Consider the following 14,231-nt stretch of genomic DNA (forward strand, 5'->3'; position numbering starts at 1 on the left):
TATTGTCGCAGACGCTTCGTAAATTCGGGAAAACCGCAGGCTGTGCGCGGGGCGTGGTGCGAAGAATTAAATGAAATCAGCTGAGGTCGGGAACCGCGTCCGAGAGCTCACGCAGTAACGCCGCCTTGCCCTTCGCCCCGACGATGCGCTTCACCGGCTGCCCGCCTTTGAACAGGATCAGAGTGGGGATGGAGACCACCTGGAAGCTCTGTGCGGTTTCGGGGTTGGCGTCCACGTCGAGCTTGGCGACCGTGAGCTGTTCGCCTCGCTCGCTGGCGATCTCCTCGAGAACCGGGGCAACCATCTTGCACGGGCCGCACCAAGTTGCCCAGAAGTCAACCAGCACAGGCTTATTGCTCGACAGCACGTCGGTAGAGAACGACGCGTCAGAGACTTCTATTGTGGCACCGGCTTTTTCGGCATCGGTCATTGTGGTGCTCCAATCAATGTGTCGGTACTGCCCGGAAATTCGGTTGCGTCGCCTTGCGCGGCGACGCTGGACTCTACGTGGTCGGCGAGCCAGCGTTCGGCGTCGATGGCCGCCGAGCAGCCGCTGCCCGCGGCGGTGATGGCCTGGCGGTAGGTGCGGTCCACCAGATCCCCGGCGGCGAACACCCCATCAATCGACGTACTGGTGGTGCGCCCGCGCACCAGCACATAACCCTCGGGATCGGTCTGCAACACCTCGCGCACCAACTCCGAGCGCGGATCATGACCAATGGCCACAAACACCCCGGTCACCGCCAACGTCGACACCTCCCCGGTACCGGTATCGCGCAACCGCAGCCCCGTCACCGTCTCCTTGCCCTCGACCGCCTCGACCGCCTTGTTGGTCACGATGGTGATCTTGTCATTGGCCCGCGCACGGTCCAGCATGATCCGCGACGCCCGAAACTCCTCGCGCCGATGCACCAGGGTCACGCTGCGGGCGAACCGGGTCAAAAACGTCGCCTCCTCCATCGCCGAGTCCCCACCACCGATCACCGCGATGTCTTGATCCCGGAAAAAGAACCCATCACAGGTCGCACACGACGACACCCCACGACCCAGCAACTCCTGCTCACCGGGCACCCCCAAATACCGTGCCGCCGCACCCATCGCCAAGATCACCGAGCGCGCCCGCACCGTCTCACCCTCCGCCGTGGTGACCGTCTTGACCGGACCCTCGAGTGAGACCGACTCGACGTCTTCCATCCGCAGATCCGCACCAAAGCGCAACGCCTGCTCACGCATCTGATCCATCAACTCCGGACCCGTGATCCCATCCCGAAACCCCGGGAAATTCTCCACCTCGGTCGTCGTCATCAACGCCCCACCAAACGACGTCCCCTCAAACACCACCGGCGCCAACTGCGCCCGCGCGGTATACAACGCCGCGGTATACCCAGCAGGACCCGAACCAATAACGATCACGTCATGCACAGTGTCGGCGGTCATGAAAGCCTTTCAAGCGATTCGTCTGTGGATTTGTGTAAACGCCAGCGTAGGCACGGCTGTTCCCGGCTGTGTCGCACCAGCCATGGCACCACATTAAGGGCGGGGAACCTGGGTGTTGGCCAGTAGGCCGGTATCGGCGGCGCTGCAGTTGGGGGAGACCGCAAAGACGGCCAAAATGTGCGGGCTGTCGCCGGGTATCACGAGAACGACGCCGGGCCGGGCGTTGATCTCGACCGGGCGCGCACCGAGGATCGGGGTGGACGCCGGATAGCCGAGGCCGGTGAGGCAGGAGGCACGCCGCGCCGGGTCGCTCAGCGTTCCGTAGTCGGGACTGCGGTCGAGCAGGCCGAGGAGCTCGTGCTGCGAAAGCGGGATCTCCATCGGAGGTGTGGACAGCGTTATGTGCTGGACGTCGCCAGGGGTGTCCGGGACGGGTTCGGGAGCATGCAGGAGGGCGACGGTCCCGAAGCCGATTGCGCAGAGCGCCGCGCACAGGCCCGCGGTGGCCGCGATGGCCCGGGCCGGACGCATGTGTTTGCGGGCGGAGTGAGCGGCCGGTTCCGACGTGTCAGGGGAAGCGGGCGGCGCGGAGCGCAGCGCCGCGGTAATTCGGCCCGTTACCTGCGGGGGCGGGTCGGGCGCGGAGCCCGGATCTGCGCCGACGGCGCCGACGTCGCGGCGCACCCTATTCAGGGCGCCCAGCACGGCGGCGGCATGTGGATCGGCGCGGACCTGACTGCGAACGCGCGCGGCGGCTTCGTCGTCGAGTAGGCCAGCCTGTAGGTCGGCGAGCAAGTCGACGGTCAGCGGTGGGTCTGATCCCGCGCCGCGGTCATCCGCCGGATCGTCGCCCGCTGCATTCATCGGACCCAGTGTCCGTCATGCACGCGCCGATGGCCATGCATGGCCCCGCGGGGCTGGCCGCATGTCGAGCGGTCAGGGCTGGCCGGCGGCGGCGTCGGGCAGGGCGTGGGTGCCGGCGTTGAGGTAGCCCAGCAGCTCGGCGAGCCGAACCCGGCCGCGAGCACACCGGCTCTTGATCGTGCCCTCGGCGACGCCGAGCAGGCGGGCGGTGTCGGCCACCGAGTAACCCTGCATGTCGACGGCCACCACCGCGGCGCGCTGCTCGACGGGAAGCCGCATCAGGGCGCGCTGCACCGCCAGCTTGGTCTCGACCTGAGCCGTGCGATCGGCCACCGGATAGATGTCTTCCAGGGGCACGGTCGGGTGCGCTTTGGTACGACGAAGCCGGTCCAGGCAGGCATTGACGACAATGCGATGCAGCCAGCTGCCGACGGCGGCGTCATGCCGGAACCCGCCCGCGCCGCGGTGCGCGGAAAGCATGGCATCTTGCAGTGCGTCTTCCGCGTCCTCGGGGGTGCGGGTGGTCAGCCGGGCAAGCCGGTGCAGGTGGCGCCGGTGACGGTGGAAGAGCTCGCTGAAGGCGTACCGGTCACCGGCCACATGGGCTGCCAGGAGTTCGGCGTCGCTGCGCTCGTGCTTGGCATTTCTCCCGAGGCCCACGGCCGGACATTAACTAATCGCCTATCGCGCGGCACTTCACTCGGAACGGTTATGTGAGTGGGCGGCTCAGGACGCGGCCTGGACCGTGATCTCCGAAAAACCGGCTTGGCTCTTGCCGTTGGTGGACCCCAGTGTGGAGATCCACACCAGCAGATTCGACGTCGGCGAGCCCGCCTTGACCGGGATTGCGTTGTGCCCGGGCTTGAGGGTGAAGGCAGGGGCTAAGACGGTTGTGTCGTTGAGGCTGGACGGCGACGGCGAGGATGCCGCCCGGATCTCGACCTTGGTCCCGCTGCTCGGGGTGTCGATGTTGACTTGGCCGACGACGGTGGGGCTGGGCAGCTGCAGGATCAACCCCTCGCCCTGTTTGAAACTGGGGAAGGGCACAGCGTCGGTGTAGACCTCGGTCGCCCAGGCCGTCGAGGGATCGCCGTCGATGGCCTGCCCGGCCGTCCCCGCGTTGTCGGCGTCGCCGTCGGGGGAGAAGACCGTCGCTTTGGTGGGTTTGACGACGCTGCCCGCGGCCGCCGGCGGGGCGCTCGACGACGCCGGCGCGGACGAGGACGACGAGGGGCCGTTCAGCCCGAGCTCGTCCTTGTTCAGGCCACCGCCGACGTTGCCGAAGATCTTGCTCACGATCGACGCCAGCACGAGCAGTGCCACCACGATGACGGCGAGTCCGGCGCCGACCCCGATGAGCACGTTGCGCCGCCGCCGGGCCAAGGTCTCCTGCCCTTGAGCGGGCGAGATCAAAGCTGTCGAGGGTGAGGGCGAATCGTCGATGGGACCGAGGACCTCGGTGCGGTCGGCGACCGCGGTGGCCTGCTGCAGCAGGTTCAAAAGCGTTGAGGCGCTGCGTATTCCACCGTCCTCTTGGACCGCCCGAACGGCGACCGCGGAGATCTGGAAGGGGATATCGCGGTCGACGGTCATCGGCTCGACGGGGTTGCCGGAGGAGTCGCGTTCGGCCGCCGCGAGTCCGCTGCGCACCCCGCTCTCCACGATGGGCCACCGATTGACCAGCAACGCGTAGAGCGCGGCGCCGATGCCGCGGATGTCGTCCTGCGGGTTCGCGTCGGGCATGGTCGCCGGGTAGGCCAGGACGACGTCGCCTTCGATGCTGACTCGCACTCGGCTGGGGTGGTCGATGGACAGGGCGACGCCGGCGCGGTGGGCCGCGTCGGCGGCGGCGGCCAGCGACTGCATGGCTCGTACGGCGCCCACCGGCGACGGTGCGGTGTCAGCGACCTCCTGCAGCGAGCCGCCCCGGATCCATTCGGAGACCACCAGGCCGCCGGACCCGGTGTGGACGACGTCGAGGACGCGGGCGATACCGGGTTTGTCGATGCGGCTGAGCCGCAAGGTGCGCGACAGGATCTCCTGCAGAACCTCGTCGGGCAGGGCGCCGTCCGGGTCGACGAAGGTCAGCGCCACCTGCCGGTCCAGCGCGGTGTCGAGCGCTTGCCAGAACTGCAGCGGCGGGGCGCCGCCGTGGAACACCAGCAGTCGGTACCGACCGCCGGCGATGCGTGCGCCGGGGACCAGGTGCAGGTCGTCTCCCGGGGAGTCCGCCGCACGGCCGCGCGGCGCTTCGAACGGGGTCTGTGCGTGCCGGGAACCAGGGATATCGCCGTTGGACTTGTCCGACGGGCGCGGAAGGCTGGGCCGCTTTGGCTCGTCGGAGGGAATGTCGGGCTGGAAGTCGTCGGCGATCGGGCGCGGCAGTGGGGCGCCTGAGCCTGCACCAGGCCCAGAGCTGGGGGCTGCGCTCTCCATCGGGCGGTCAGTCACCTCCGGTCCTTTCACTAGCCGGGCTCGGTTTGCCCGCTCCGGAGGCCTGCGCCGGATCGGCTCCTGGACCGCACTTACCCCAGGCGGGGACGAATTCCTCTGCTCAGGGTACGTGACCGGGCGCCGGTGAGACGATCGATCCTTCGCACTCGGTTTGCGAGGGCGCGGTCCGCGGCCTGTGATGCGGTACCGGAGGGCGTCGAGCGCCGCGCGCGCCTCGGGCACCTGTGCGCGCAGCATGACCGCGGCAGTGATGGGCAGCATGATCAGTCCCAGCACGAACAGGCGAACCAGGGAACCGGCACCGCCATGGTCGGTAAGGGTTTCCAGGCCGAACAGGCGATCGACCACATGGGCGATCAACCCGGCCAGCATGGACGCGGTGAGCGTCACCAGGATCGTCCGGACTTCGCCGACGCCGATCAGGTGGCCACCGGCCGGCAGTAGGGCGCGTCGCAGCAGGACATAGCCGATGATGGCGCCGGCGAGGAATCCGACGCCGTTGGCCAGCCCCAGAAAACCGGCCACCAGCTTGGGGTCGTCGGTGAGGTGCGGCGCCAGCACCGAGCCGACGATCTTGACGGCCGTGATGACCAGGATGATGACGATCGGCGTCCACGGCTGTTCGCGTGCGTAGAACACCCGCAGCTGCAGGAGCACCAGCCCATAGGGGATCAGCGTGAAGGCCGAGAGGGTGATCGCGGCACCCAGGTATCCGGCGTCGACGTTTCCGAAATGGCCATAGGCGAACAGGGCGCTGCCCATGGCGGGGCCGCCGACGGTCATGAACGCCACGATCGGGATCAGCGTGATCAGCGTCAGCCGGGTGGCCAACGACAGGTCGCCGAGCACAGCCTCGGTGTCGTCGGCGGCGGCGTTGCGGCTCAGTCGTGGCATCACGACGGTCAGTACCGTCACGCCGATCATGCCGAACGGCAGCATCAAGACCAGCCAGGTGTAGTTGTAGATCGCGGGGCCCGATGCCGCTGCGGTGCTGGCGATCTGGTTGCCGACCACCAGGCCGAGCTGGCTGATCAGTACGTAGAGCACCATGGCGGCGGCCATCGTGCCGAAGCGCTTGAGGCGCTGGTCGATTCCCCACAGGGGGCGCAGGTCGACGCGCTGGCGCCGCAGCGCCACCAGCAGCAGCCCGGTTTGGGCGAACACGCCCAAGGTGGTGCCGACTGCGAGCACCAGCAGCTTGGCATTGCCCATCCGGACGGGATCGACCGACAGCTCACCGGGAACCAGCGCGTAGACCCCGAGGGTGACCAGTGCGACGACGTTGTTGACGACCGGCGCCCACGCTGTGGGCCCAAACACGTTGCGGGTGTTCAGGATCGCCATGAACACCGATGTCAGCCCGTACGCGAGGACCTGGGGGAGCAGCAGGTAGGCGAAGGCGATGGTCAGTGGCTCGTTGACCTGCGGGTTGCGGCCCAGCATCAACCGCACCAGCAGCGGGGCGGCCACCACCGACAGCGCTGTGGCGAAGATCAGCAGCGCCGTCGTCAGCGTGACCAGGCGTCGCACGAACGCCGCCCCGCCATCGGGGTCGTTTTGCTCCGCGCGCGCCAGCACCGGCACGAAGATCGCGGTGAACGTCGCCTCCAGCACGAGCGCCGCCACCAGGTTGGGCAGCTGGTTGGCCACCGAGAACGCGCTCGACAGCGCGGCGCCCAGGATCGCGGCCAACAGCACCACCCGGGCGAAGCCCGTCAGCCGGCTGATCAACGTGGCGAACGCCATCGCCCACGACCGCGACACCAGCGCGGCGTCAGACAACTCGGGGCGGCGACGATCGATCTCGGCGGCAACGGGCGGCAGGGGACCGGTCGGCGGTGACCCCGGCACCCGGGAATGCCGCGACGGCTCGGGCAGGCGGTGGTGTGGTTGGGCCTGCCGATAAGTGGGCGTCATACGCGGTGCTCGTGTTCGACCCGGTTGTCGGCGTCGTCGGGGTCAGCGGCGTGCCGGGCATCGGGTGGGTCGGGGCGGTCCAGGTCCGCGCGGTCGGGCTGGCCACGGAAGCGGTGCCACAGCCGCCGGCCGGCCAGCAAGATCAGGACCGCCGCGGCGGACAGCGTGATGGCGAACAGGACTTTGCCGTAGGCGTTGGAATGCACCGACAACCGCACCGGCTCGCCCAGCCGCAGACCGTCGGGGGTCCGCAGGGTCGCGTCGACGGCGACGCGCTGGGTGAAGTTCACTTCGACCGGGATGCGCAGGGGCAGGTAGCCCGGCGGCAGTTCTATCTGGCCGATGTCGGTGACGTTCATCCCCGGTGGGGCATCGACATGCAGCCGCACCCGAATCGGCACGGCCAGGCCGTTGTGCAGCGCCAGCGGCAGCGGGCTGTGCTCGGTGGCCAAGGTGTAGGAGCCGCCCGGGTTGACGATCGTCACCGCGCCGAACAGGTCGTTGATCGTCTTGCCGACCACCGCCAGGCGTTGCTGGGCCAATCCGTTGCGGGTGTCGGGCGGTTCGGACTGGCTCAGCGCGCGCAGCATGTCCTCGCGCAGCGGGGCGGTGTACTGGACGCCCGTGAGCCCGGTGCGATCGTCGGCCATCAGTGCTGACGTCAATCCCCACAGCCGGCCGACCTGCCCCGTGATGCCGGCCGTGACGTCGTCGGTGAACTGGCCGGGTGCCGAGGCGTAGTTGCCGACCTTTCCCTGCAGTTCGGTACGGGCTTGGTTGGCGTCGGCGACCACGACCGGCAGCGGGCGCGGCAGTGCCAGGCCGGAGCGGATGGTGGTGGTCAGCGCGGTCAGGATGACCTGGGCGTCGTCGGCTTGCAGATTCCACGTCGACGGCGGGACCAGGATCTGGGTGCGCGGCTCGTCTCGATCCAGCGCGTGCCAGAAGATCGAGCCCAGCGCGTCTTGGCGCCGGGCAGTCACCGAGTCGTGTCCCAGACGAACCGTCAGGGACGAGTCCAGGTACGTCGGGACCCCGGGGGTGGTGCCCGCCCCGGCCAGCGCGGCCCCGACGGCGGGGTCGAACGGCGCGACCACGACCTGCGGAGACAATCGTCGCGGGGCGGTGTCGACGCCGCCCTCAAAGGAGCCCTGCGACCCGTCGGCTGACAGGTCGGCGGCGGCGATGGCGACAGTGTTGTCGTTGGCGCTGAGCAACTTGGCAGCGCGGCTCGTCAGCGGACCGTCCGGCACCAGCGTGGCGCCGCGAATGGAGGAGACGTCCAGAATTTTGTCGATGATGCTGTTGGCGTTGGTGGTGGCGATGGCGCTCAGTCCCGGATCGTTGACGCGCTGGACGGCATCCAGGTCGGCTTGCGCGTAGGGCAGCGGGGCCACGCAGGTCCGGTGCGCCAGGGCGCGTAGGCGGTTCAGCCAGTCGGTCGCCGCGGCCTGCCCAGCGCCCGGGTGGGTGGGGGTGCCGGGCAGTTGCGCCGAGTCGTCCGGGGAGTTGGACACGACATAGCCGGCCGTCATCGCATTCACCGTGACCAGCAGATCGGGGTCGATTGCCAGGCACAGCGCCCGGCCGACGGCGCCGTCGGGGTCGATATCGTGACTGGTGGCGACTTCGGCGGAGGCCAGCAAGATGTCGAGCCTGCCGCCGCCGGCCAGCGAGGTGGCCAGGTCGTCGTCGACCAGCCGCACCGGGATGGTTCCGCCCGGCACGCCGGGAGCCAGCCTTGGCAGGTCGGCCAGCGGCCACAGCATGGTGATCAGCACCGGCTTAGAGGTGTCGGGAGCGACGGCGGAGCCCAGGTCGTCGGCGCGGTCGGGCGGCACTCCCACGACCGGCAGCAGAAATCGCGCGTTGTCCAACCGGGCGGGTGCGCCGTAGTCCGGCGTGCCGTTCACGTTGACCAGGACCGGGTAGATGCCGGGCTTCTCCACTCCCAGCGACGCCTTGGTCAGGGCGCGCAGCGGGGCCGACAGGGTGAAGCCGACTTCTTGGCCGCGCTGTAATTCGGGCGCCACTGTGAGGAAGTCCGCGGCGGCCTGATATCCATCGGTCTCACCGTCCAGCGTGGTGCGCAAGCCCGCGGAGGCGGTGACGGCGCCCGCGTGCTCGAGGCGGACCATGACGTCGCGGACCGGCCGGTCACCGATGTTGGTCACCATGCCGCTGACGGTCACGACGGGCGGACTGGTCGTGGTGACCACGTCGGGAGTGACTTGATCGATGCGAACCCGGACGAACGGTGTCACCCCGGGCTCGCCCGCCGACGCGCGAGGCATCACCGGCCCGGTGAGCACCGCGAGTCCGGCCACGATGGCGAGCACGGCGGCGATACGCATCAAGCCGGCCCACCGGAGACGCGGAGCTGTCACGGCCCCGGTCCGTGGCCGTTCTTCCGGCCCGCGGCCGGTTTGTCAGAATGCCGAGTCCGCGAATGCGTTTGCGGGCGGCGCCGCGGCGAACTGGGCGGCAGCGGAGGAAGGGAAGCCGGACCGTCACTTTGCAGCTTGTCGATCAGCTCATCGGCCACGCGAGCGAGGCGGCGTTCGTCGGCGTAGGCCAGCCGCGACGGCAATTCGCCCATCGGCACCCAGGCCACCTCGGCGACTTCGAGATCCTCGTCGGACAGCTCACCGCCGGAGAAGCGCATTAAGTAGTGGTGCACGGTCTTGTGCACGCGACGGCCATCGGTGACGAACCAGTAGTCGATGCGTCCCAGCGCGGCCAGCACGCTGCCCCGGATCCCGGTCTCCTCGGCTACTTCTCTGATGGCGGTCTGCTCGGCGGTCTCACCGAGTTCGATGTGTCCTTTGGGCAGAGACCACAGCATCCGTCCGCGCCGGTCGATCCGTCCGATCAGGGCGGCGACCTGAGACTCGCGCGGTCCGTCGAGACCGTCGATGACCAGGCCTCCGGCGGAGGTTTCGTGCACGGTCCGCAGCTGGTCCGGTCCGCGCCGAGACGGCCGCGGTCGGCGCGCTTTGGTGGCTGTCGAATCCCCGGTCGCTTGACCGACGGCTTGGTTCTCGGACGAAGGCGGGGTGCGACGGCCGCGGCGACGCCCCCGGCGCCGACGTGGTTTGCCTTGTTCGCCGTCCGACACCCAAGCGATAGTAGCTGGCACGACATGTTCTCCCGGAGATACTCGCCGCGGGGTGAACGCTCGAGGTCACGGCGCGGGTTCAGGTTCTGCCCGGTGTCCGGCCCGTGACTTCGGTCAGATGGGGCCTAACGCGTGGGCGAGAACAAAAGCGGGAACGAAGATCAGGATTGAGATTGGTCCTGACAGGCTGCCGATCATCATTCCGCGGCCGACCTGCCCCCATCTACCGGGCGCCCTCGCAATAAGGGCGCTGACTGCGACGTATGCCAGCGTTATCGGAAGAACGAAGATGAGGAGCGGCCATATCGACACGGCGATGAGCCAGGTGATGAGATCGACCACGAAAAGGTGGACTATCGCTATGGCGAAAGTCAGTGGCCCATACCGATCGTTCGCTCTGCCCGCGTAAGGTCTTTCTGCCATTGGTGACCTTCTAGCGCAGGAATACGTAGGCGAACAGTATTCCACCAACGAGCACTACCACCGAGCAGCTCGAAATGCTGATGCCAAGAGCACGACTACGCGGTGCGGGCGACTTCAGCAGCGCGATGCCGAGGAGCAGCGCCGCCAAGGTCGTGATGACGGTTGAGGTCAGCATCCACGCTCGTTCACCTGCGTACGCACTATGGGTTTCGAACGGCCATTTGCCCAGCAACCACATCGTGACAAGCAGCGTCGCGCATATCAGTTGGACGACAAAAGGTGCCGACCATGTTGCCGTGCGCCAGGCGCGCGCATCGAGTACGGGTAGCCGGTCGAACAAAGGCATCTGAGTAGCTTTCCTGTCTGTGGACGATCAGGCCGGTACTGCCGCTCCGCTTGGCAGGGGAGGAACCGACGGGGGCTGGGTCACTGGGCCGAATTCCGTTGGCGGCAGCGGCGTGGGCACGTCGTATTCGGGATTCCAACCCCCACTATCGAACGGAGCGAATGCCCTGCCGCCCAGTGCGCCGACGTCGTGGTGGAAGGGAAGGTTGAACATCGGCCCCACGGAGCTGCCTGCCTGAGCTGGGTCGATCAACAACATACGTGTACCGCCGCCCGGAAAGTCCTGATAAGCCTCGAGGGACGGGTAATCAGTGCGGGTGCCATTGACTTGGACACCTTGCGGCCCTGGGGTGAAAACTAGGTCACCGTTGACGGTGATCGTGTGGCCCGCCAATGGCCCATTTGTATCGGCGGTAATGCTTGGAGCGAATGGATTGCCTGCATCATATTTGACGCGAACCGACCCGTCGGCTAGCTGGGTCACGCTGCCTTTCGGTGTGCCAACCTTGACCGTGCCCGGCGCCCCGGTAGAAGTTTCTTCGACAGACGGATTCTGACGCAGGATCACGAGCCCGTTTTCGTAGTCGATGTAGGTCGTTACCTTGGTGTCCTCGGGGTCGAAATGTTGATCGGCCGCACGGTTGTTACCAAGATCCCGTTTTCCAGTAAGGGAACTCGTCACATCCCGCTGCTCGATCCACTGTGAGACGCGCACTACTCCCTGTCCGGGCACTGGGCGAATCTTTACCACCTCGATCTGCGATTGAGCGCCCTTGAACTTCGGATCATAGGTCTGTGGGTCCAAAGCGGCCGCGGTCTCCCAATCAGCCGCCGATGTCGGCTCTCGGCCGAAGACTTGCTTGAATGCCTCGATCTGGTTCTGGCGGCGTTGGTCCTGCGAGGGCGATTCCGGAATGTCGGCATCGAATGCCTGGATCGGCGCGTCGTATCCGTCTTGCTTTCGGAGATTGGTCATCGACCGGCGCAACTGTTGAGAATACCGATCACGGATTTGCGTCAGTTTGCTCAGCGACGCCTTGGTGTCGTCGATCGCATCCTTCTCGAGTCCATCGATGTAGTGCTTGAGCAGTCGCCTCTCGGAGGCCGCTAGTTGAGAGCTGTTCTCCAGCTCGATCGCCTCACCAATTTGGTCATCGAGATCTTGGAGCGCTCCTTCGAGCGATGAAATCTCGCCCTCTCCGGACCGTTGGGCCTCGGCCAATGTGGCCGCCACGTTTTCCAGATCGGCACCGATCTTGGGCAACTGAGTTGCTTGTACCCCGAGTGAATTCGTGGCCCGCTGTACCTCGGCAGAATCGCTGACTGGATTCTCACCGTTCTCGCGTGTCCAAGCCTTCTCGAAGCGACTCCGCGCCAGGTTGAACGCGGCTTCCGCTTCCCCCGTGGAGTGTCCGGCGTCATGAAACGCTTTTGCGAGGTTCGAGATCTGGGCCGGCCGGCCGCTCTGCAGTGTGGCATTGATCTTCCACGGGTCCCCACCCGCGAACATGATTAGTGCGCCCTTGCTTATGTATCGGAGATGCACCGCATCGTCCCGCCGCTCACCTTTCTCGTCGGACGTAAGGCTACTGACAGGCTGCGCCGGGTCAATTCACCTTTGGTGACGTGCGAGGCTCCTCACAGGGGCTTTTCGTCTGCGGCCGACTAGGCTGATCGAACGTGCCTGACGCTGCCCGGGATGCCGACCTGCTGACCGCCGCCGCGGTCGCCCTGAATAGGCATGCGCCCATGCTGGCCGAGCTCGGCTCCGCTTTCGATACCGCGGGCCGCCAGCTCTACCTCGTCGGCGGTTCGGTACGGGACGCCTTATTGGGCAGGTTGAGTCCCGACCTGGATTTCACCACCGACGCACGCCCCGAGCAGGTGCAACAAATCCTGCGGGGCTGGGCCGACAATCTCTGGGACACCGGAATCGAATTCGGCACCGTCGGCGTCGGCAAGGACGACCAGCGCCTCGAGATCACCACCTTCCGCGCCGACACCTACGACCAGGTGTCGCGGAACCCCGAGGTGCGCTTCGGCGAGCGCCTCGAGGACGATCTGGTGCGACGCGATTTCACGGCCAACGCGATGGCCGTGCGCATCACGCCGGAGGGACCGGGCGAATTCCTGGATCCGCTAGGCGGTTTGGCGGCCCTGCGCGCGCGGGTGCTGGACACCCCTGCGGCGCCGGAGGTGTCCTTCGGCGACGACCCGTTGAGGATGTTGCGCGCGGCGCGGTTCGTCTCGCAGCTCGGCTTCGTTGTCGCACCTCGCGTGCGAGAGGCGATCGATCGGATGGCCTCGCAGCTCGCGCGGATCAGCGCCGAACGGGTGGCGACCGAACTGGACAAACTGGTGCTCGGCCAGGACCCGACGGCCGGCATCGACCTGCTGGTGCAGACGGGCATGGGTGAGGTGGTCCTGCCCGAGGTCGGTGGCATGCAGCTGGCCATCGATGAACATCACCAACACAAAGACGTCTACCAGCATTCGCTTACCGTGCTGCGCCAGGCGATCGCCTTGGAGGACGGCGGCCCGGATCTGGTGCTGCGTTGGGCAGCGCTGCTGCATGACATCGGCAAGCCCGCGACTCGGCGTCATGAAGCCAACGGCGGCGTGAGTTTTCATCACCACGAGGTCGTCGGCGCCAAGATGGTCCGAAAACGGTTGCGGGCATTGAAGTATTCCAAGCAGATGATCGATGACATCTCGCAACTGGTGTATCTGCATCTGCGGTTTCACGGCTACGGGGACGGGAAGTGGACCGATTCCGCGGTGCGCCGCTACGTCACCGATGCCGGCCCGCTGCTGCCCCGGCTGCATAAGCTGGTGCGAGCCGACTGCACGACCCGCAACAAGCGCCGCGCCGCACGGCTGCAGGCCAGTTACGACCGGCTCGAGGCGCGAATCGCCGAGCTGGCCGCCCAAGAGGACCTGGCGCGGGTACGCCCCGATTTGGACGGCAACCAGATCATGGAGCTACTTGGCATCCCCGCCGGCCCCGAAGTCGGCGAGGCATGGCGATTTTTGAAAGAGCTCCGGTTGGAGCGCGGACCGCTCGACAGCGACGAGGCCGCCGCGGAACTGTTGGCGTGGTGGCGATCTCGGGGGAACGAGTAGCGGCATCCACGCGTCGGAATACGCATGGATTACTGCATGGCAAGCGATAGCGGCGCTGCCGCCATTTGGCACGCGCAACCCGACCTTGATCTGAACGGCGACGGTCGATTCGAATCGATCGGGCTGGATTTCGACCACGACGGTCTGCGCGACGACGCGCTCGCGGATCTCGACGGCGACGGCCTCGTGGATCATGCGGTGCTCGATCTCAACAACGACGGCAGCCCCGAGGCGTACTTCACCGACGACGGTTCCGGGACGTGGGCTGTGGCCATGGACCGCGGTGGTCAATTGCGCTGGTTCGGCCTCGACGGCGTCGAACACACCGGCGGTCCCCTGGTTGACTTCGACGGGCATGGGCGCACCGACGCGCGCCTCATCGATACGGACGGCAATGGGCTGGCGGACCGTGTCCTGCGATCTGATGACAACGGCGTGACCGGATATGTCGACACCGATGGCGATGGCAAATGGAACGTCCGGCTGACCGACACCGACGCCGACGGTCTCGCCGACGGCGCAAGTTCCCTGTGAGGATGGTGTCGACCTA

The 14,231-nt window shown here is 67.0% G+C and carries 12 protein-coding genes; 2 read left to right on the forward strand and 10 right to left on the reverse strand.

The features are described 5' to 3' along the window. Positions 1–76: 76 nt before the first annotated feature. From trxA to AC5Y4H_RS03225, 10 genes are all read right to left on the reverse strand, one after another. A complete protein-coding gene (gene trxA, locus AC5Y4H_RS03180) occupies positions 77–430 on the reverse strand; it encodes a thioredoxin (protein ID WP_499978476.1) in 354 nt (117 codons plus the stop codon). Then, positions 427–1,437, reverse strand: a complete 1,011-nt coding sequence (trxB, locus tag AC5Y4H_RS03185) for a thioredoxin-disulfide reductase (RefSeq protein ID WP_499978478.1) — start codon at positions 1,435–1,437, stop codon at positions 427–429. Before trxB ends, trxA begins: the two co-directional genes overlap by 4 nt. Before the next feature lie 93 nt (positions 1,438–1,530). Beyond that, a complete protein-coding gene (locus tag AC5Y4H_RS03190) occupies positions 1,531–2,301 on the reverse strand; it encodes an RsmA family anti-sigma factor (protein WP_499978480.1) in 771 nt (256 codons plus the stop codon). Between the two features lie 72 nt (positions 2,302–2,373). Further along, complete coding sequence (gene sigM / locus AC5Y4H_RS03195) at positions 2,374–2,961, reverse strand: RNA polymerase sigma factor SigM (RefSeq protein WP_499978483.1); 588 nt, start codon at positions 2,959–2,961, stop codon at positions 2,374–2,376. A 66-nt stretch (positions 2,962–3,027) separates the two neighbouring features. Continuing rightward, entirely contained in the window at positions 3,028–6,672 is a 3,645-nt protein-coding gene (locus AC5Y4H_RS03200; RefSeq protein WP_499978486.1) for a lipid II flippase MurJ, read from the reverse strand. Further along, positions 6,669–9,059, reverse strand: coding sequence for a hypothetical protein (locus AC5Y4H_RS03205; RefSeq protein WP_499978487.1), 2,391 nt, complete (start codon positions 9,057–9,059; stop codon positions 6,669–6,671). Before AC5Y4H_RS03205 ends, AC5Y4H_RS03200 begins: the two co-directional genes overlap by 4 nt. Continuing rightward, a complete protein-coding gene (locus AC5Y4H_RS03210) occupies positions 9,056–9,790 on the reverse strand; it encodes an NUDIX hydrolase (RefSeq protein WP_499978489.1) in 735 nt (244 codons plus the stop codon). Before AC5Y4H_RS03210 ends, AC5Y4H_RS03205 begins: the two co-directional genes overlap by 4 nt. A gap of 114 nt (positions 9,791–9,904) precedes the next feature. After that, entirely contained in the window at positions 9,905–10,132 is a 228-nt protein-coding gene (locus tag AC5Y4H_RS03215; protein WP_499978490.1) for a hypothetical protein, read from the reverse strand. Between the two features lie 91 nt (positions 10,133–10,223). Continuing rightward, positions 10,224–10,451 carry a hypothetical protein gene (locus tag AC5Y4H_RS03220; protein WP_499978631.1) on the reverse strand — a complete coding sequence of 76 codons (228 nt, stop codon included), beginning with the start codon at positions 10,449–10,451 and terminating at the stop codon, positions 10,224–10,226. 135 nt (positions 10,452–10,586) lie between these two features. Continuing rightward, positions 10,587–12,068, reverse strand: a complete 1,482-nt coding sequence (locus AC5Y4H_RS03225) for a putative alpha/beta hydrolase (protein WP_499978492.1) — start codon at positions 12,066–12,068, stop codon at positions 10,587–10,589. A gap of 170 nt (positions 12,069–12,238) precedes the next feature. Between AC5Y4H_RS03225 and AC5Y4H_RS03230 the strand changes: the two genes are divergently transcribed. Beyond that, positions 12,239–13,681, forward strand: coding sequence for a CCA tRNA nucleotidyltransferase (locus tag AC5Y4H_RS03230; RefSeq protein ID WP_499978493.1), 1,443 nt, complete (start codon positions 12,239–12,241; stop codon positions 13,679–13,681). A 24-nt stretch (positions 13,682–13,705) separates the two neighbouring features. Then, the gene (locus tag AC5Y4H_RS03235) at positions 13,706–14,215 is read left to right on the forward strand and encodes a pullulanase (protein ID WP_499978495.1); all 510 of its coding nucleotides are present in this window, start codon (positions 13,706–13,708) and stop codon (positions 14,213–14,215) included. Positions 14,216–14,231 lie beyond the last annotated feature (16 nt).

Source organism: Mycobacterium sp. NGS58, assembly GCF_059812385.1.